Raw genomic sequence first — 18,335 nt, 5'->3', positions numbered from 1 at the left:
AATTAGGACTAACTAATTATTCAATGATAATCCTAGTCTGATAAACTTTGTTTCTATTATTTATGCTTACAATATGAACTCCCTTTTTTAGTTTATGATTTTTAAGTTTAGTACTTAAACCTGTAAACGTTTCTTCAAGTTCTTTTTCTCCATCTATAGAAATTATTGTCAGGGTACTAATATCAGTATTCGCCTTAGAAGTTGATTGTGTTGAAGCAGGGTCTATGCAAGGAACAATTGGAACAACATCAAGACTAATTTCTTCAGAAGATGGATTAGGTGAAGCTTGAAGCATCATAGGGCATTCATTATCCAATACGGTTACATTTATAAACCTTGAGCTAAATCCACAGGAATTAGAAGCTCTATATTCTATAACATAAACTCCAGGCGCTCCGGCTGTCACTACCAAGGAAATACTAGTCTCATTAAGTGATTCCCAACAATAAAATGTATTGTTCCAGCATCCTTGTGGAATAATCCAATCAGTTGAGGTTGCACCAATTGGTTGATCTATATAGTAGTAACCTTGTATTCCAGGATACAGGATGTCATTTCCTGAAATGTTACCGATAATTTGTGGACCTCCTATGGCCACTTCTTTAGAAATTATTCCTGATGGACCACAGGCTCCATTAACAACAGCTCTAACCGTGACCGACGCATTCGAGGCACCCCCAACAACAGATGCTACTCCTGTGGTCGGGTTAATCGTTAGGAGACTTGTATTTGAACTACTCCATGTTATAGTGGTGTTTGGCGAATTAAGCCCTGTTATTGAATATGTAGTATTACCAGTATTGCAAATAGAGCTTGATCCAGCAATCGATAAATTTCCACACAGATAGGAGCAACCAGCTGCTTGATTAGTGGGATTTTGTATTTGTTGAAAAACCCAATTACCTGTTCTGGCTGTAAAGCTGATATGACTTGTGTTATTTAAGGAGCCTATTCTATCTCCTCCTGGTAGAAATTCTTGAGAAACAAAATTAGCAAATCTTGATTGATGAGTAGGATTATTACCATTTGTGTAAGGACTCTGTAAGGCTGCCAATGTTATAGGAGTTGTAGCCACATCAAGCGCACTTACTGTTGGAACAAAAGTAAAAAGTGAACCTATTCGGATTGTTAAATTAGCCTCTAAAATGGGGAAGGCGTTTATATTCGGGTTATTTGGAATAGCCGCCTGGAAATCACTAATATTATAGTATCCACCTGGAGATGAATCCCATGGTAATGAGCCATTAATTGAGTTTCTTGTTTTATCAAAGAGTGTAACGTTGATGGGGATTAAAAACAAAACTCTTTTTTCGACTGCTATTGTACCTCTAAAGGCCTGGTTTGTTCCAGACGAAGGTGCAGCAAGCACCCTCATAGAAGTTTTCCATTTTTTACCAGTTATGGGAATCAATGCGCCAAGCGCAGCAGTAACAAAAGCTCCAGCTCCTGCATTTAGTTTTGAAGCTATTCCACCAGTAATTAACGTGCCAACTGAAAATAAAAATCTGTTTGCATAGAAATTGGCATTTCCATAGAAAAGCTCTCCTCCCGGTTGTAATAAATTTTGAGGTAAGCCGCATTCAGATCCGTTAGAAACAGCTCGCATTTGAAATGTGGGGGTGTAACCACTATTGAAAGTCACCATCGAACGATATGCCCCATCCAAGAATGTGTTTGCTCTTCCATCTTGAATAAGCAGCATTTGTCGAGAAGCTGGCTCGTCTAAAAGTTTATCAGCCTCATCCAAAGCAGGCACGATATCGCGCATTTCTAAAGTCGAACCTACAATTCCTCCAACTACTCCGTATGAGGCTAAACCTAATTTAGTCAACTTATAAGGTGCAAGCTCGTTCACTAATGCTTGAAAACCCAATGGTACGTTTGCGCCCCGGTGAGGTGAGTCTTGAGTGACTAAAAGTCTTACCTCGTGAAAAGGGTTAGTTGTAGGATTGGAAAGCCATCTCTTTTCCATGTCACAAATTGCATAGCGACCAACAAGTCCTCCCATGCTTTGTCCCAATATAACATTACCCTCTCTTAAACCTGTTACAGGGTTATTGATTTTGTGAGCGTTAACCCAACGAATAATATTCTCGACCAGATAGGCATTTCTTATAATATCACCAGTTCCCTCTCGCCAGTTGACAAAAACCAAGTCGTATCCGGCATCATCAAGATCATCATTAATTTGATTGAATGCACCCAATGTGATAAAAGATTCAAAGTCATTGTCTGGAATGTCAAAGCTTCTAAACTTATGTGCGTCATAGCCTTCCAATACAATCAACGGTCTAATCAACTGTAGATTGCAATTTGGATCTGGTCTGGAACCAAGATCACCATACTCTACAGTTACAGTAGCACCATAAAAACTTCCTTGCCACATTTCAGGATCAGGAAATAATTCTGGACAATTAGGATCAGAATCCCGAGGGAAAATATAGTCCTGAGCACTTACACCAGTATATCGTCCAGAGGTAGAGATTATATTGAGGATATCAAAAGTTGCATGACTATAATAAACAGATCCGTCAGTAAATTGTATTCTGAATTTTAGTGTCTTTTGCCCCGAAGACGAATAATTTATAAGTTTTTCAGTGTTTAATGACATTAATTGATAACCAGCACCGTTGTCAAAGTCTACTTGGAAATTACTAAAAGATTTATTCGAATTATTGACAAAGAGATCTGAACGAAATGCAAACCTTACTTGGCCATCCACATCAAAACCGATAGCCGGAGAAGAAGCAAAAGTATAATTAGTGGCGTAGGGAGATTGGCTGCGCCCTGGCACGTCAATGAGACGATCATTGCTTACCGACAGAAGATTTTGACTTATTGCATCATCCCTTAGTGCTTGGTAGGCAGAGAAAAAGGTTGGCAGATCTATAGTTGGATTTGTTTCACTATATGTTGCCCTAAGGTTATTCAACCTTTCGTTTATTGTTTTTAAATGAATTAGATTGGAAGACGGATTTGTTACTGAGCTTAATATCGAGGCATATAATGATCTCCATGTAAGTAAATCCAATTTATTATCGTTGGAGAGTGTTCCATTAAATTTTGCGTGATCAGCAAGATCTAATCCATAGTCAGTTAATACTCCTGAGCTGATTTCTGTTTGACTAAGTAATCCAAATACATGATCTGACCTTTGCTTCACGGGATCTGGATCTGTGTAATTGATTACCAATTTTGGCCTTATTGAGGCGGTTGGATGATTGCTGCTTGCATAATTCCTACTTCTATAGAAATTCTCATTCTCCAATATCATCATGAAACCATTATTCGTAGATGGACTATTCACCCATTCTTGGACAAAAGCAGAAATATTTACTGTAATATTCTCATTCGAACTTGTTGATTGAGGAATCCATAGCCGACCGGTGGTGGTCGTTGCTGGCTGAGTGTTCCATGTTATTGTTGTTGGATTCCAAGTTTGTGTAACTTTCTGAAGGAACAAAGAATTTGAACCCGAGAGGGATTGATTCCCAAGCTCTCCTGTGGAGTAAGCTGGGTCAGAGTATAAATATAAAACTGCACTTTGTATAGTTGAGTTTACTGGAATTGCGCTTAGATCAAATTTTAAGAAATTTCTATAGTAAATGGGTTGCCCTGAATGAGTCCAGACAGTTGCTCCAACTCTTTGCCAGCTATTATAATTTGTATTCGCAAAAGTTGACTCTGAGGATAGATTGCTTTTTCTGACTAAAGCATCAGTCCATTGTGAGCCAGCTGTTATTGTAATTTGTTGAGAATTAGCTTCAAGAAAAAAGCCATAAATGCTCAAAAAGAGCAGTAGACAACGAGCTTTCATAAACTTAGGTATGTTTAGTTTTTATTGTATATCTCTATATTAAGATCAAATCTCCCTTCGGTTAAATTTTTTATGTCTGAGCAGTTTGTTTGATCTGATTCTGAGGTGAATTGAAAGGTTCCAGCGAGTATGCCTTTTGATTTATCAAACTTTATTATTCTTAAGAAGCCACTTGAAATATTATCGTATCTACAAAAATTACCAAGGTCTGATCTCTGGTTATATTCAATCCAGAATTTATCGTTTTGCAATAAGTAGTCCGTATTCTCTTTTATTTCTGTAGTATCAAATAATTCAATATTTATCCCTTGGCCAGTTCTAACATTAAATGTAAATATTTTAAGTGTTGCTGTATCATTTTCATAGATAATGCTACTGGTAAGAGATCCTCCACTTGTTATGGAGCCAAAAGGTAAGAAAACGCTACCGTTGACCTTGCATCCAAAAGTATTTTTGCCTTCCATGGTTATAGCCGGAAGTTCTGGATCATTTTTACAGCTACTAACTAGAAAAGCAGAAAAAAGAATTATGATATAGGATATAGATTTCATTGAATATTAATCAAAAGTCTAACTCTAAATCTTCATCGCTTGGTTTAATTGTGGGGTTATCCTGATAAAATTTGGCTTTGAGAATTTTTCTTTCTTCTCTTAGTTTATGCAATTTTTCCATTTGTTCTTTAGTTAAAGCTTTTTCAAGTTTTGCATATGTTTTAGCGTTTTCACTCTCTATTTGACTAACTCGATTGATAGACTTATTTGAAAGTGCCTGAAAACGTAACTCAAGTATAGGTTTGATGGATTTTGATTGTTTGTCAGATAGATCAAGTTCGCGGACTAATCGATCGAGTAGGGTATTAGTTTTGTGCTGATATGACATTGTCGTTTGCAATGAATCAACAATTTGAGAGTAGGCGTTGGAGGAGATTATTGCAAAAAATGTTACTACAACGAGTAATTTCATGGAATCAGTTATTTATTGAGTACAAGATAATAAATGATTTTATTGATCAAATAAAAGTAATGTTAATTTTATATAATCCTTTAATTCAAAAAAGCCAAGGCCACTGCTATACAAATGCAGTGGCCTTTTTCCCCGGCTCATATCGTGATGAATTAAAACCAGACACCAATGTCCAAAAGATCTCCTTGATTATCGTAGATACTACCAAATCCATCTCCACCCTCAAACCATCCAGACTTATAAACTGTATACCATTCACTTAAATTGAAAACTTCTAAATCCCCAGTTCGGTCTTGAGCATTGTAATTCAATTTTAATTCGACCATTGGAAAGCCACTATCATCAAGAGGTGTTTCGAGAAGAGCCGTTAGTGATAGATTGACCCACTTGAATTCAGCAACAATATCGTCCTGAAAATATTGATCATAAAACGTGATTGTGATAGCGGTCTTATCTGCTTTTTCTTCACTTCGTGCTATCCTAATATATTCAGAATTAGAAACCCGCCTGTCTCTCGTAAATATCTCAAAGATATAGTTATTGCCTAAATCCTGAAACTGAAGTGCATATTCGGTTACACCCTCTTTCCAAATAAAAACATCCACAGGTTCTAAGGCATCATTAAGAGGCTTATTGGAGTATATGGCTTCTTCAGGAAGAAATCTTTCAGCTAGATAAAGCTTGTCCAGTTGATTACGAAAATCAATAATGAAACCAGTTGTCAGTTTCGCATAGGAGTTTTGATTACGCTCCATAAGACCAGGTAAGGCTATAAGTCCTTCTTTTGCGGTAATGAACTCAAGGGCAGGTCCTTCAAGCTGTTTTGTTGGTGTCGGATCTTCTAAATTGTCACATGACAAAAGAGAGATAAAAGTAATGAGTATAATGGTTAAGTATTGACCACATGTTCTCAGATTGTTTACTTGCATAAATACCTTTATTTGATTTCGAATAGAGTACAGCCATTGGCCTCACATGGAACTTTGAATGTTCCTTCCCAAGTTTTTGCACCGGAGGCACTATTGCAATAAGCCTCGTAACGAAATGTCCTGCCAATGGCCAGACCATACTTAGCATAGCTTTGATCACCACCTTCACAATCATTTGGTTCAAAGAAGGTGCGTATCACCTTGTTACTTGCTGATTGATCGCGTTTATTGCCATTCTCGTCATAGATATCAACCGTGATAACGGAAGTGCAGCCTGAGGTTTCACGAATCCAGAAAGTGTAATAATGATTTGGGATTACGCCCCCAAGATTTTCACAACCTGTTTCTTCTTCTTCACAGGAAAAGATCACACCAAAGCACATGATTAAAAGCAGAAAAGTAATTTTAGAATTCATATAGGGGAGGGTTAGCGAATAAACATTGATGACGGAATCATTTTGTCGTATTCGGGTGTAGCTCCACCCGAAAAGCCAAATCGTGCACTGCCTAAGACCCAGCCCCGCTTAGCCTTAATTAAGTGGCCAATTTTAAGTGCCCCAGTATTCTCTTTGTAGGTAAAGAAAATACGATTGCTGCTTTGATTCAATTCGTCAACATAGTCCCCTGAGGCTCTGCTAAAGGTGACTTCTTTCCAGTCGGCTATACCGTCAGCCAAACCCTTGTTGTAGGCATTGACCAAGCGCTTTTGAATACGGGAACGGTCTAGGTATTCAATTGCGCTGTGAACGTCTTTTTCCAATTCTTCTGGGGTTGTTTTGTCATCCGGTTTCAAAGCATTTTCAGCCTCGTAATGAGATCGAAAATCATCAGGCGTTGCCACCATGCTCATGAAGGTTGCCGTATCATTTGCCTGAAAAGCGCGAAACATTGATTCCAAAGTGCTTTGTGCAGTCGAAAGATCAACCTCTGATTTTCCAAGGCCACCATTACCAGAGCCGGAACATGATGCAATAAAAATTGAAAATAGGAGGGTCGAGGCCATGACCCAAAGACGGCCATTATTCAAGCGCGACCACGCGAAGAAGTGGGAGTTTTGTAATACTGACATGTTTAAAAGTTTGAGTTGTAAATAGTTTAGAACCCTACGAGCGCCAGGGAATACAAATATAAAAAAAAATTATCTTATATGATGTACTCATTTAAGAAGTAACATTTAGGTAAAAGGATACCCAACTTGGCTTCTGTGAAAGAAGAAGAAATACTGTCTATTCTGCTTGAAAAAGTGGGTAAAAAGCTTGAAGATTTGCGAAAAAAGCAAGGTTATACAAGTCATGAGACTTTTGCCTATGACAACGAATTGCCAAGAGTGCAGTATTGGCGTATTGAAAAAGGGAAGACCAACGTTACCCTTAAGAGCCTAGTGAAGATACTCGCAATCCATAAACTGACCGTTGAAGAGTTTTTCGCTGATCTGCTAAAAGAAAAGAAGCCAAGTAGCAAAAAGTAATACCTCAAAATAGGTATCACTGAAAAAATAACATTGGCATTACTTGCCTTTTCAATAAAATCATTATTTTCGTTTATGTAGCCCATCCTAACGCCAGCTAAAAGCTAAGCGAGGTTGGGCTTTATTGTTGTTCGAGGCGGATAGGTAAAGCCCAATCTTATAGAAAAAGGATATAACTAAACCCTATAAGTATGACTTCAAGTTTAAAAAATGCCCTAATAATTTTATTTCTATTTTCCTTCACCACACTTTATTCGCAGAGATTAATTCGCGGTGTTGTGATTGATCAAGATAAGAACCCAGTACCTGCAAGTATTACAATCAAAGGAAAAACTATTGGAACTGTTGCGGACATTAATGGCAGATTTAGTATTGAGGCTGAGAAAAATGATATACTCGTTATCAGCTTTGTTGGTTATTCTTCCGCAGAGATTCAGATTGCTGAAGGCAAGGACGACTACTCAATAACTCTAACTGAAACATCCAACCTGGAAGAAGTTACAATTGCTGGGTTTGCGTCATCATCAGAATGGCTGGGGGCCACCCTTTTTTATAATCTTGATGGTTCAGATATTGATAATGTTGTTGGCGCAGGAGTTGTAAAATTGAATGGAAAAAAATTCAGCGCACTCTTTTCCTTAAATATTGTAGGAAATATAACTAAGTTCACAAGTGGACTTGACACAACAAAACTTCGAGAAAATATTAGATCAGTAGCACAATCAGCGCAAGGGTTGTCGGCAGGTTTAGAGCCATTATTTACGTTTATAGATAGACCTGAGGTTACTTGGCGTGCATGGGCAGGTATTTCTTACAAAATAAACGTGTTTACAAAAAACGAAGATGACGAGAATAAGAATTTAAGTTTAAGCCAAGGGGTGTTTTCAATAGGTTCTGAGCTTGAGGCAGTTAGATTTGATAATGGAGGCCGAATGCATTTTGGATTTTCTTTAAATCAATTTCGATTTAGTAGTGAGAGGTATAATGATATATTTAAAAAGAAGATTAGCTATTTAAATAGCTTTGAATGGTCAGTTATAGTACCCCTTGGCGGTAACTTAGGGCTTCTTGTTACTCAGACTATTACAAAAGATGTAAAGCCAGTAATAGGTGCCGGGATTGTAATAAAAAATTGAAAAATCTTTAAGGATAATTTTAAACAAGTATAAAGGATGAAGCTTTGCTATGAATAATCTTATAAGGACTAAATGATTAGAGCCTACAAAGAGAACTGTAATTGCAAAATTCGGTCACTCACCCCAGATAATCTAATTTCAATATGAGCAACAAGCGTATTACTCTTATTATTTTTCTTTCTATTGCTTCTATATACTTTACTCTTTTGATCTCATTCCCATCTACGAGAATTCGAGCTACCCATATAATTTTTGTTTTTGCTTCTTTTATCATCTTATATTTGTTATTCTTGGATAGTCTCCAAAAAATAACTAAGCCGCTAAATAGTTTTCTCTCAAAATATACACCAGCATGGAAGCTGTTTGCGTCTACATATACTGGGGTAGCAACTGTCATTTTGTTATTTTTTAATCCAACGATAGTTGAAAATAGTAAAAACGGATTTCTGTATTTAGGCTTTTTACTAGAGATCAATAGTGATTTTGATCCTACAAAATACAAATTTGACTTTTGGGTTAGTCTATACTGGTTTTTCTTACTTGTATGGCTAATTGACTACGTGGTTTTTGTAACCATAGAGGCAAAGACTAATCAAAATAATAGCGCTCAAAATAGGGAAAGGTTAGATGAGATTCGTAGCGCGATAGCAGGCGCCCCCAATCCAGAAGTGTTTCCTGAATATTACCTAAACTATGACAATATTTACGATTGGTTTCAATGGTTGTACTATGTTTCTGAAAAAGAGGGGCATTTGATTGATAATTATAATCGGGCTTTCAGAATAGTTTTAGGACACGTTGCAAACATTACAGCTGCTTTTGCTAGAAGCAATTCTGGAATTTATGGTGCAAACCTTATGATTTACGTTCCTAACGATTCAAAGTTTGAAGTCCTAATAGCTAAGATAAAAGCCGATACTGATAGTTGGATTCACTATAAGAAAACTGAATTGAAGTTCATACAAGGAGTTCTCCATGGGGTACCTAATTTAAAGGTAGAAGATCATAGGTTAACTGAGGATAATATAATCGATATCAAAAATTTGAAAAAAGATGGGCGTAAAGTAAAATCGGTAAACCTTGCTATACCAGATCCTGATAGTGGTCATCGAGTTATACCAGGAGCATGTACAGCGGCAACTCATCCAGAAAAAAAGGAGTATGTAATGAATAACGTTTTAAACATCGATGAATACTTTTCAGATTTTGATAAAAAACAGCGGGAAGAAGCACTCACTTTTTTCAAAGGTCAAGGACAATCGATCAAGAGTTTTTTTTCAATAAGAATACCCGCAAGCGGGGTTCCCTTAGACTCATTAAAGAGTGAAAGAAAGCTTTCTTTTACGGGTACGCTTAATGTCGACTGCTCGGAAACCTACCTGCTTGGGCAATATGAAAAGTATTACAGTGCTTATTTTTCGCTTATAGGGCCTATTTCGACACTTTTTGCCCCTTTTATGGAAAGATATTTGCATCTTTTGTTAGATGATGCCAAACAAAAAAATTGACATTTCGTTATTTATTATTTAAAGTATTAATAATTTTGGCAGGAGGAATTTACCATGGACACAAACGTTTTATCAAAAGACGACATTCTTGACGCTGATAAGTATGCTGAACATAAGGCAAGAGTTTTTAAGAAAAAGATGAAAGCACTTCGAGAGAATATCCAGAACGGGACTGTCGTGGTCAAAGAAAACGGAGGGTGGTCTTTTACAGGGGGCACCTCAAATCATGGAACTCCAAAAATCTAAACCTCTTTTATAGGATTTTGTAAACTTAGTTTTCATTACACTCAAGCTCGGTTACTACAGGTTCGTTTTCTTCGCATAGCATGTATCGATCATCTTGTATTATTATTTCCGAAGCAAACTGTTTCTCTATTTTATAAAAAAGCTCCTTTAGCTTATATCCTCTCAAAGTAATCGTATGAGATGTGAATTTGAGTAGGATAGTGTTGCGATCTCCATCTAAGTTAAACTCTAACGAAACTAGATAAGAATAATTCAATGATTGACTGGTACCGTCTGGCCAAGTGAAGGTTATATAGCGAATGTTCCCGGGCGTATCGTAATAAGTATGCTTAAGAGGGCTCAATTCGGACGTTTTGGTATTCGTGTTTGAAAAGTTTTTCTCACGCAACTCATCATACTTATCTTTATATTTCTGGCTCATAGGTATCTCTCTTTACAGTTTGAAACGTTTCGATTGATTTTTGTTTCGGTGTAGTAAGGGAGTTACGTTCCATTGCTTCGCGGCTGAGACGTTCAGCAATATCACGGGTAAGGTCTTTTCTGGTAGTTAGTTCAATGGCCGATTGTCGGTCGCCAATGTCGCTTGCGTATTCCATCAAGGCTTGTTTGTCGTCCGTGTAAATATGGGCTTTGTCACGACCGCGCGAGACAGAGACATAGAATTGTTTCAGATCAGTTGCGGGAAACGTGCCGGATGGTTGCGAAATAAAAACCTCATCTACTGTTTTGCCCTGGGAAGCATGGGACGTGATACAATGCGCATGCGCGATATGCCCGTAATCAGGTGGGAGGATGTAATCAATTTTACTAATCTGGTTTCGGACTTTTATATTTCCTTTTTTGGTGACGGATAGCACATCCACGATTTGCCCGTTGTTCAACCGTCTTTCGTTTGTATCAAAACCGTTTCTCGTTATGCGAATTTTATCTCCCTTTGATAGATTGATTGTGGATTTCTGATAGACTTCAAAATTCTTGTGATCGTTGATAGATAGGGATGATATTTCAGCTTGGTCATTCAGTATTTCCAGATAGTGTCCTTTTATTTCCTTCACCGCCCAGGCCGTGCCGCGCTTAATACCTTTCATGTTTTGCGTCATGTAAAGAATATGACCTTGTTTGTAATTGCGCGGGTCTTCTTTCTCCGCTTCTGTCATGTTCAGATTAACATAGCGCGGCAATGACACTTCTTTCTTGCCGATCATTTTTTCAGCGCGGAGCTTGGTGCGGATAGCATCCGTCACCGCATCACCTTGTTTATGCGTGGGCGATATAATCAGTGCAGACTTGCCTTTCTTGATTGTATCAAAATAATCCTCCACCAATGTATCATTCGGTTTTAGTGGATCGATTGTCTTGATTGCATTGATCGCTTCGAGTTTTTCAAAGGCCTGTTTGATCTTGCCATCGGACAGGGCTTGCACCGCTTCACGATACTCGACATTTTTTTGCCGATAGATACGGCTCACTTCAGCCGACTTAATGCCGGCCACAGTGTTGAGTATGCGCAACGCATCACCGCGAATGACACTTGCGTGTTGACGCGTGTCACCGCTTAAAATCAGACGGGCATTTTTTTGAGTTGCAAGGTCGAGCAGGGAGGTCATGTCTTTTGTGCCAAGCAAGCCAGCTTCATCAACCCAGAGGACTTGATCCTTGAGATTGTTTTGAAGTTCCTTGTCTTGCAAGAGATGTGCAACGGTGGTTGCATTCTTAAACCCTTCTTCGCGTAACACACCACGTGAAGCCTGGGAGGTTGGGGCGACAAGCATGACGCGCTTGTTAACTTTTTCCATAAGTGACACGGCCTCTTTCATTAACGTGGTCTTGCCAGTTCCCGCACGACCTCGGATGATCGACACACGGTTAGGGGTCATAAGGACATGACGCACCGCCTCAAACTGCTCCCCCTTTAGACCAATAGGGGGTTCTTTGAGATACAAAGGCCGTAGCTTGCCCTTGCCTTGGTTGGCTAGGTCAACCATGCGCTTTTCTTCTGCCAGCACTGCACGGGTCGTAGAAACGGTTCTGGAGCCCTCCTGTATATGGATTAGCCGTTGGTCGGCCTCGAAGGCCTTGGTGATGTCGTCAAGGGCTACAGGCGAACCTAGGGCGTAGCGATAGCCTGTCTCCAGGATACGTCTATTCTGCATGACGGAGGTACGCTCAAACCGATGGTCGAGTGCATGATTAACACATTGCTCCGGTGTTAACGAATCCGGTTCACGCTCTTTGTTAAACCGGACTACATGATCGGGGCTATTGAGACCCGCTTGTTTGATCTGGTCTTTCCAGTGGTCTTTCAATTCCGACATGGTGAAGCCCTTAATCTTCTTCGAGCGTGTTCGCGCCCCAAGTGCATCAAGTTCTTTGGCATCGGTAATCCCTTTCTCTTTTGCCACGCGACCGATTTCATCGGTGCGCTTGGAGAACATATCGATCACGCTTTGCGGCACACCTTCTACTTCAAAAAACTTATCGGTCTTGCGTACCTGATAGCCAAGGTCTACCAAACGATCCGCAAGACGTTTGTGAAACCGTGCTTCGTAATACGGCATGTCGCGTTTGATATCACCAAACTGCCCTGCCTTGAATTGTTGTTCCTCTTTATCCCATGTCGCATTGAACACAAAACAATGCGCGTGAAGATGTGGGTCAGGAACTGCCGCATCAACAGGACGTGCGGTTTGATGCACGAACTCTGCCCACACCAGTTCGCCCGTTTCGCGGTCGGCCATTTGCCCACCTTTGCGAATGCGTGTTTTGCTATCGCGTTCAATGTCGTGCATTGTTTCATTCACTGCCATTTGAAACGCACTCAGGATATGGTCGTCTTTGGACAAGGCATGCAAAACAGAAACAGATTTGGGGCAGTGAAAATTAATATCATAACCTACGCGTCTTTGATCAATCGTGCGCGGTGTAAGAGGTTCGTTCGTTAAAGGGTTAATATTTTCACACAAGTCATAGAAGGTTTCTTTGTCCGCTTCAGGTGTTAACCCCAGACGCGCAGCAACGCGCCCCTGAAACCGACCGGGCAGTTCCTGATCATTCAGGTAATAGTCCGATTTCAGGAGCGCATCGTTAAAGTAGGCCTTGGCATGGCCTGCGGATGTGCTTTGTATCATGCGGATCATGGCGCATGGGGTTATAGGTCAGAATCACAAAACTGCGGGTCAAAAAACGCATGCATTAGAAAGTATGTATGTGGGATAAAACGCTTACCCTAAGCACTGCTTTTGGTCATACCTAAGCACTGCTTTTTCGTTAAAGAAAACCCATCAGACATCTCCCCTAAGCACTGCTCTTAGGTTTAGGAGGCAACAAAAGTATCCTCGTCTTCTTCGATAAAACTATCCGCCACTTGACGTCTTTTTTCAGGGTCAGCAGGGCGCCTTCCATAGAAGCGCATGCCACGTGTTAAACTTGGTTCCTGGTCTGCAACGAACGAATTATACGTTTCTTCATTGGCGATTTGTTCGTCAATTTTATCCATAACAAAATCGTCACCGAGCTTGTAAGCTCCGCGATAACTCAGTCCATAGAGGATGCTGCATACAACAATAAGCCATCCAACGAGCTGTCCAAAGAGAACCAGCACAAGGCCGATTATAAAAAAGAAGAGTGGCTCTAAAAGCGTCTCAACAGTGCGTGGATTGGGGGGAATACCACCACGTTTGATCTGATAAAAAAGAGGATGATGTTCACCTGATGAGAGGCTGAATCGACCAAAATCAAAAACGGATGGATTGTGTTTAATCTCTTCACGTCTCTTAAATGCAAAGAAGACAAAGGCCGCAAGAAAAGCATACCATGTTAAATTACTCGTGATAAAGGACGTGAACTCAAACGAACGTGTCCGACCAAATAGTCCGATAACACCAGTTAAGAACAATGGAAGAACGGCTAAAATAAACGCCATCACGATTGAGCCGGAGAATGTAAAATAACGCTCCCCAAGATTGCGTCTGATAAAGACCTCAAGCAATAGACGAGGGTATGAGGCAATGAATTGGAAGACATTAACGGAGAATGATTTGAAGACATTTGACCGTTTATACATGGTGCGGTAGTAGAGATTTTTTTTCATAGAGATAGGGGTTTTGTTATGTATTGTTTTGGGAGAATTTCATTCGCACATGATTTTTTCCATTCGGGAACGGATCACCTGGACGATGCATGTAAGCCTCAACCTCAAAGCCGTTGCCTGTACCGCCTGTTTTAAGCCTTAGTATCTGCTCAGGGCGCACCACCTGTTCAAGCTCAATAGATAGATTTGTTGATTTGGATATACCACCCATACCAAGGTTTGCACCTTCACTTAGTTTCTCAACATATTGTTTACCTATAAGATCAGAGGCGTAGTTATTGGTTTCGATATCCGCATTCGCATGAAAGATTTTTGTGTTGAGTGTACCAAGAAAACTTTTGACCTTATGTTCGGAATGGTCACCGCCCATGTGAGCAAAATAGTTTGGAAGGTTTTGCGAGATATAGACAGTACAAATCCGACTGCTCCTTGCCGTTGCTTGATAGTCTGCATCATGTTCATGCAGAAAGTTTTGTGATTCATCCGCCCAAAGAAAGACAGGCCTGTTTCCAGAAGATTGATCGCGCCTTTCCATTGCCCTTTGCCAGATATACTTGAACATGATTTGGGCATCCCGTCCCATTTTCCCAAACAACTTCACAGGCACCGACAGAAGTATAATTTTGCCTTTGAGACTATCATCCGGTGTTACCGTGGATACTTTATTACAGAACAGTGAATAGATCGGCTCTCGCATGAAGCGTGACAAAAAGCCGATAAAAGAAAAGTCGATGATGGAACGTGTTTTTTCACTTAAGGGTATATAGTAACCATGAAAAAAACTTTCAACTGAGCTTAAAGCCATGAGTTCCGGAATGTCTTCTTTCGCACGCGCTGAGGATGTTCCATTGCGTTCCATCTCACTTAACTCTTTTGCATCAAAGCTATATTCCCATTCACGTATCTTTTGACTAACAAGCGCGTTTGCTTTATCAATAGCAACTTGGAATGGCTTCGTCTTATTTTTTGGTGAAGAATATTCTTCTTCTGATTGTGGGATTGTTTGTGAAATATCATGCAGGTCGCGAATACTGGCATGACCATAGGCAAGCTTACACAGCTCAACAATGTTATACATTAGCAAGTCCATAGCATTTTCCCAAAACATATCGTCTTTTTTGCCGCCCTCTTTTTCTTCGCTTGCTTTGAGAACAGTTTTTAAGACGTGAACAATATTGCCCGTGAGGTTCATGCCGCCAGTGGAACTCTTTGATTCATACTCAAGAAAGTTGAATGTGTTTTGTCCACCTGGCTCTATTATAACAAGGTCGTTAAGCCGTCCGCTCAGTTTACAGTATTCTTCCCAGAGTTGTTTTTCATCTGGCTTTGCGGTGAGGACAAGACCGCCAAAGCCAGCTTTTAAATACTTAAGGGCAAGAAGGCGGCCTGAGCCTGATGTTTTACCTGATCCTATGCCACCGAATATTTGAACACCCTCCACTGCATGACGGATAGTCCAACTTTCTGTTGTGGTTTTACCATTGAGGTTAATAAGGATCGTATCGAGATCGAATCCTTGCATACGCATTTAGTTTGAAGCCTATCTAGGTTGAAGAAAATAAATTCTTCACTGAGTTTCACAAGCGAGCATATTAATTTTATGTTATCAAAAGGCAAGTGATAGGATTCTACTGTTTTCAAAAGCAATTCATAGAGAATGGAATACCCAATTTTAAGTATGAGATTGAGTAGAAATACTCAATCTTGTTTAGATAACGAACAGACCAAGCGGAGGTGAATCATTAGCGACCTGTTCGCCAAATTTAGATTTTGTCTCGCGATACTTGATAATTGTGGCTATATAATAATCCACACCCGTGATATGCGATCTGAACTCAGGTTCGCTTTGAGCCAAAAATTTTCGTAAGTCCAATTCGGGATTTAGTATGAATTCTAATTCAGGTAGAGAACCCAAGAGGAATTTTATCTTTTCTCGCGCGATTTCTGCGAATTCTATATTTTCATTTTGATAACGGTCAATGCTAGACCAAGTAATGGTTTCAGAAATTGAGGACGAAACATCCTTCACGCTGGCATTGCGAATGTGTTTTATATGCGTATCGAGTTCAGCATAAAAAGCGCCCAATGATTGAAAATGACCTTGGTTATACCGACATAGTATCCAGCGTATGAAGAATTCATGTTTTTTGGCAATATCTTCTAGTGGGGTAAAGCCAAGACGTTTGAAAATAACATACATTGCGCGAGGCTCATATTCCGGCAAATAGGATTTTGAGGTCGCGTCTGTTTGTGGGTCAAGAGGTTCAGTCCGAGCATAGAGGTTATCGCGAATGCTGAAGGCTTCATTTTGTGGCATTGTGATGGACATGAAACCCTCTCAGACTTTATTTAGTGATTATGTATTCTAGCATGTAAAACTAAATTGTCAATAATTAATGGAGAAGGACAATAACGAATTAAAAGACTTTTTTGAACGGAATCCTAAAGCCTATCAAATGGCGGAGCAGACTTATCAAAAGTTAAATGACATAGAAGATATACTCAAAGAGATACCAGAGGATCGCCCTGCACCAAGGCTTGTCCCTGGAGGCTCCCCAACTTCAAGAGGCTTGGGGACACAGGCGAGACAGCGGGGCATTCTGTTAGATATGAAAGAAAAAATTGAAAAGGACTATGAAACTGATTTAAAGAAAAATCATCCTGAATTGAACGAGGTTTCGGTTCAAAAGATTGTTGGAGGTACAAAGGAATTTGTTGCAAATAAACGTCTTGAAAAGGAAAATCATTCAAAAGGGGAGAAACTGAAAAGTGAATTCTCACAGTCAAAGCAAGATATTGAAAGAGGAACAGTTTCAAAAAGTATAATAGACTCGCTTTGGTCTAGCAGGGTAGGAAAGGGGATTGACCGTGAAACAAATAAAGACGAACCAGAAAGAGGAAAGTCGGATAAGAATAAGCCGGACAAGGGTAAAGACCATGAGCTTAACAGAGATTAGCGGTCTCTATCGTAATCCTTGTCTTTCGTTTTGTCTGGTGAGGGCTTTGTAAAAGCTCGTTCCCGTTGTTCGCGGATACGCTCTAGGATAAACTCCTTGTGTCCATCCCGAAACCCTTGAAGCCGTTCACCGTCACCTTTTGCTGAGGCAAGCTTTTCAGCAAGGTCACGGGAATCTTTGGTCAATACATAACCCTCATTAAATCCCATAACGTAATCGGGGGAAGGTGTAGTTGTTTCTTCCATAGCTAATAGGTTTCGCGTGCATTTTGTTCGAGATAGAGATTGATAGATTCACGATCGTAGAGAATAATTTTCTTCTGGGGTTGCGTGAACCTGATCTTTCCTTCGTCACGTAATTTCTGCATTGTCGTTTTAGACTTTATGTTCAGTAAGCGCATAGCTTCTTCATCCGAAACCCACTTGTCAAAGCTATTCCCGTTTTTATCTTTTAGTCGTGTAACAACTTGTTCGACCAGTGCATAAAACGCATCTTCTTCAAGGCAAATGACTTGCATAGTTATTCAAAAAAGGTGGCGGCACTATAGAGCTAACTTCCCCAGCTAATTAATCTACATAAAGCATTTTCATGCCTTGCCGCCACCAAGTAATCTTCATTTATTTATTCAACACCAAATAAATTAAATACGTCACGACTTCCTTCGACAGTGATAGCATATTCGCCTGGGATAAGAATCCTTTGGATTGTAAGAATATAAGATTTTTCACCATATTTTTTAGCAACAAAAGGAATTAAATCTATATCGTTGGAAGATGAGCCTGAAAATGTTCCGGCAGATGCAACTTCAATTGATCTTTGATTCTTGTTGGTATTCGAATTAAGCTGAAATATATTGATCAGATTGAAAGGGTCAGTACTGTTATCTTGAACTCTTACAATGAAAGTAAGACTATCACGTTGTTGCGTCCGAATGGGTGATCGAGCACCAGTCACAATATTTGAAGCTTTCACTTTTCCAACGCCAACAACATACATTGAAGCACCTGCTTTGGCTTTAAGCGACACTTTTTGTTTTTCTAAAGGTTTGGTTTTTGTTCCATCCACAAGTACGATGTTTCCAGCATATTCAGGCTCAGGAATAGGATCATTTTGAGCTTGTGTTGTAATACAGATGACTAAAAGGAGTAGTGTGATAAGGTTGGTTTTCATGAAATTATGGTTTTTAGCTGTGCTGACACATTGAGTTATGCAGTAGTAAAT

Annotated in this window: 19 protein-coding genes; 5 read left to right on the top strand and 14 right to left on the bottom strand. The window is 39.6% G+C overall.

The features are described 5' to 3' along the window. Positions 1 to 16: 16 nt before the first annotated feature. The 6 genes from ACO1XM_RS17280 to ACO1XM_RS17255 all read right to left on the bottom strand — a co-directional run bounded on the left by ACO1XM_RS17280 (position 17) and on the right by ACO1XM_RS17255 (position 6,778). On the bottom strand, positions 17 to 3,817 hold the full coding sequence (locus tag ACO1XM_RS17280) for a DNRLRE domain-containing protein (RefSeq protein ID WP_486231292.1): 3,801 nt from the start codon (positions 3,815 to 3,817) through the stop codon (positions 17 to 19). A 14-nt stretch (positions 3,818 to 3,831) separates the two neighbouring features. Next, positions 3,832 to 4,368: a Riean_0653 family protein gene (locus ACO1XM_RS17275; protein ID WP_486231290.1), complete on the bottom strand. Its 537-nt coding sequence runs from the start codon at positions 4,366 to 4,368 to the stop codon at positions 3,832 to 3,834. A gap of 10 nt (positions 4,369 to 4,378) precedes the next feature. Continuing rightward, positions 4,379 to 4,780 carry a hypothetical protein gene (locus tag ACO1XM_RS17270; RefSeq protein WP_486231288.1) on the bottom strand — a complete coding sequence of 134 codons (402 nt, stop codon included), beginning with the start codon at positions 4,778 to 4,780 and terminating at the stop codon, positions 4,379 to 4,381. A 152-nt stretch (positions 4,781 to 4,932) separates the two neighbouring features. After that, positions 4,933 to 5,709 (bottom strand): hypothetical protein, encoded by a 777-nt coding sequence (locus tag ACO1XM_RS17265; protein WP_486231286.1) that lies wholly within the window; start codon positions 5,707 to 5,709, stop codon positions 4,933 to 4,935. Between the two features lie 8 nt (positions 5,710 to 5,717). After that, a complete protein-coding gene (locus ACO1XM_RS17260; protein WP_486231284.1) occupies positions 5,718 to 6,125 on the bottom strand; it encodes a hypothetical protein in 408 nt (135 codons plus the stop codon). Between the two features lie 11 nt (positions 6,126 to 6,136). Continuing rightward, positions 6,137 to 6,778, bottom strand: coding sequence for a hypothetical protein (locus tag ACO1XM_RS17255; RefSeq protein WP_486231282.1), 642 nt, complete (start codon positions 6,776 to 6,778; stop codon positions 6,137 to 6,139). A gap of 135 nt (positions 6,779 to 6,913) precedes the next feature. On the opposite strand from ACO1XM_RS17255, the gene ACO1XM_RS17250 reads away from it, so the two are divergent. The 4 genes from ACO1XM_RS17250 to ACO1XM_RS17235 all read left to right on the top strand — a co-directional run bounded on the left by ACO1XM_RS17250 (position 6,914) and on the right by ACO1XM_RS17235 (position 10,067). Then, positions 6,914 to 7,177, top strand: coding sequence for a helix-turn-helix domain-containing protein (locus ACO1XM_RS17250; protein WP_486231280.1), 264 nt, complete (start codon positions 6,914 to 6,916; stop codon positions 7,175 to 7,177). A 191-nt stretch (positions 7,178 to 7,368) separates the two neighbouring features. Further along, positions 7,369 to 8,313, top strand: a complete 945-nt coding sequence (locus ACO1XM_RS17245; protein ID WP_486231278.1) for a carboxypeptidase-like regulatory domain-containing protein — start codon at positions 7,369 to 7,371, stop codon at positions 8,311 to 8,313. 143 nt (positions 8,314 to 8,456) lie between these two features. Further along, positions 8,457 to 9,821, top strand: coding sequence for a hypothetical protein (locus ACO1XM_RS17240; RefSeq protein ID WP_486231276.1), 1,365 nt, complete (start codon positions 8,457 to 8,459; stop codon positions 9,819 to 9,821). A 54-nt stretch (positions 9,822 to 9,875) separates the two neighbouring features. After that, entirely contained in the window at positions 9,876 to 10,067 is a 192-nt protein-coding gene (locus tag ACO1XM_RS17235) for a hypothetical protein (RefSeq protein WP_486231274.1), read from the top strand. Positions 10,068 to 10,092: 25 nt separating this feature from the next. On the opposite strand, the gene ACO1XM_RS17230 is transcribed toward ACO1XM_RS17235, so the two are convergent. The 5 genes from ACO1XM_RS17230 to ACO1XM_RS17210 form a co-directional block, all read right to left on the bottom strand. Continuing rightward, a complete protein-coding gene (locus tag ACO1XM_RS17230) occupies positions 10,093 to 10,488 on the bottom strand; it encodes a hypothetical protein (protein WP_486231272.1) in 396 nt (131 codons plus the stop codon). Then, positions 10,472 to 13,204 carry a MobF family relaxase gene (gene mobF / locus ACO1XM_RS17225; RefSeq protein WP_486231270.1) on the bottom strand — a complete coding sequence of 911 codons (2,733 nt, stop codon included), beginning with the start codon at positions 13,202 to 13,204 and terminating at the stop codon, positions 10,472 to 10,474. The genes ACO1XM_RS17230 and mobF overlap by 17 nt, the downstream gene beginning before the upstream one ends. Before the next feature lie 176 nt (positions 13,205 to 13,380). After that, positions 13,381 to 14,157 (bottom strand): hypothetical protein, encoded by a 777-nt coding sequence (locus ACO1XM_RS17220; protein ID WP_486231268.1) that lies wholly within the window; start codon positions 14,155 to 14,157, stop codon positions 13,381 to 13,383. Between the two features lie 16 nt (positions 14,158 to 14,173). Beyond that, positions 14,174 to 15,679, bottom strand: a complete 1,506-nt coding sequence (locus ACO1XM_RS17215) for a type IV secretory system conjugative DNA transfer family protein (protein WP_486231266.1) — start codon at positions 15,677 to 15,679, stop codon at positions 14,174 to 14,176. Positions 15,680 to 15,865: 186 nt separating this feature from the next. After that, positions 15,866 to 16,486 (bottom strand): hypothetical protein, encoded by a 621-nt coding sequence (locus ACO1XM_RS17210; protein WP_486231264.1) that lies wholly within the window; start codon positions 16,484 to 16,486, stop codon positions 15,866 to 15,868. 67 nt (positions 16,487 to 16,553) lie between these two features. Here ACO1XM_RS17210 and ACO1XM_RS17205 point away from each other — a divergent pair, with 67 nt between their 5' ends. After that, positions 16,554 to 17,114, top strand: a complete 561-nt coding sequence (locus ACO1XM_RS17205; protein WP_486231262.1) for a hypothetical protein — start codon at positions 16,554 to 16,556, stop codon at positions 17,112 to 17,114. On the opposite strand, the gene ACO1XM_RS17200 is transcribed toward ACO1XM_RS17205, so the two are convergent. From ACO1XM_RS17200 to ACO1XM_RS17190, 3 genes are all read right to left on the bottom strand, one after another. Further along, complete coding sequence (locus ACO1XM_RS17200; protein WP_486231260.1) at positions 17,111 to 17,359, bottom strand: hypothetical protein; 249 nt, start codon at positions 17,357 to 17,359, stop codon at positions 17,111 to 17,113. The genes ACO1XM_RS17205 and ACO1XM_RS17200 overlap by 4 nt on opposite strands. Positions 17,360 to 17,361: 2 nt before the next feature. Then, positions 17,362 to 17,631: a helix-turn-helix domain-containing protein gene (locus ACO1XM_RS17195; RefSeq protein WP_486231258.1), complete on the bottom strand. Its 270-nt coding sequence runs from the start codon at positions 17,629 to 17,631 to the stop codon at positions 17,362 to 17,364. A 104-nt stretch (positions 17,632 to 17,735) separates the two neighbouring features. Further along, a complete protein-coding gene (locus ACO1XM_RS17190; RefSeq protein ID WP_486231256.1) occupies positions 17,736 to 18,284 on the bottom strand; it encodes a hypothetical protein in 549 nt (182 codons plus the stop codon). Positions 18,285 to 18,335 lie beyond the last annotated feature (51 nt).

The sequence above is a fragment of the Chryseotalea sp. genome, assembly GCF_057350905.1.
Note: the sequence above shows the minus strand (reverse complement) of the source record. Positions and strands in the feature narration are given on the sequence as shown.

Bases quoted from the DNA above. Each gene is read 5' to 3' on its own strand.
- ACO1XM_RS17280 (WP_486231292.1), bottom strand. From the start codon at position 3,817: ATGAAAGCTCGTTGTCTACTGCTCTTTTTGAGCATTTATGGCTTTTTT.
- ACO1XM_RS17275 (WP_486231290.1), bottom strand. From the start codon at position 4,368: ATGAAATCTATATCCTATATCATAATTCTTTTTTCTGCTTTTCTAGTT.
- ACO1XM_RS17270 (WP_486231288.1), bottom strand. From the start codon at position 4,780: ATGAAATTACTCGTTGTAGTAACATTTTTTGCAATAATCTCCTCCAAC.
- ACO1XM_RS17265 (WP_486231286.1), bottom strand. From the start codon at position 5,709: ATGCAAGTAAACAATCTGAGAACATGTGGTCAATACTTAACCATTATA.
- ACO1XM_RS17260 (WP_486231284.1), bottom strand. From the start codon at position 6,125: ATGAATTCTAAAATTACTTTTCTGCTTTTAATCATGTGCTTTGGTGTG.
- ACO1XM_RS17255 (WP_486231282.1), bottom strand. From the start codon at position 6,778: ATGTCAGTATTACAAAACTCCCACTTCTTCGCGTGGTCGCGCTTGAAT.
- ACO1XM_RS17245 (WP_486231278.1), top strand. From the start codon at position 7,369: ATGACTTCAAGTTTAAAAAATGCCCTAATAATTTTATTTCTATTTTCC.
- ACO1XM_RS17240 (WP_486231276.1), top strand. From the start codon at position 8,457: ATGAGCAACAAGCGTATTACTCTTATTATTTTTCTTTCTATTGCTTCT.
- ACO1XM_RS17235 (WP_486231274.1), top strand. From the start codon at position 9,876: ATGGACACAAACGTTTTATCAAAAGACGACATTCTTGACGCTGATAAG.
- ACO1XM_RS17230 (WP_486231272.1), bottom strand. From the start codon at position 10,488: ATGAGCCAGAAATATAAAGATAAGTATGATGAGTTGCGTGAGAAAAAC.
- mobF (WP_486231270.1), bottom strand. From the start codon at position 13,204: ATGATCCGCATGATACAAAGCACATCCGCAGGCCATGCCAAGGCCTAC.
- ACO1XM_RS17220 (WP_486231268.1), bottom strand. From the start codon at position 14,157: ATGAAAAAAAATCTCTACTACCGCACCATGTATAAACGGTCAAATGTC.
- ACO1XM_RS17215 (WP_486231266.1), bottom strand. From the start codon at position 15,679: ATGCAAGGATTCGATCTCGATACGATCCTTATTAACCTCAATGGTAAA.
- ACO1XM_RS17210 (WP_486231264.1), bottom strand. From the start codon at position 16,486: ATGTCCATCACAATGCCACAAAATGAAGCCTTCAGCATTCGCGATAAC.
- ACO1XM_RS17205 (WP_486231262.1), top strand. From the start codon at position 16,554: ATGGAGAAGGACAATAACGAATTAAAAGACTTTTTTGAACGGAATCCT.
- ACO1XM_RS17200 (WP_486231260.1), bottom strand. From the start codon at position 17,359: ATGGAAGAAACAACTACACCTTCCCCCGATTACGTTATGGGATTTAAT.
- ACO1XM_RS17195 (WP_486231258.1), bottom strand. From the start codon at position 17,631: ATGCAAGTCATTTGCCTTGAAGAAGATGCGTTTTATGCACTGGTCGAA.
- ACO1XM_RS17190 (WP_486231256.1), bottom strand. From the start codon at position 18,284: ATGAAAACCAACCTTATCACACTACTCCTTTTAGTCATCTGTATTACA.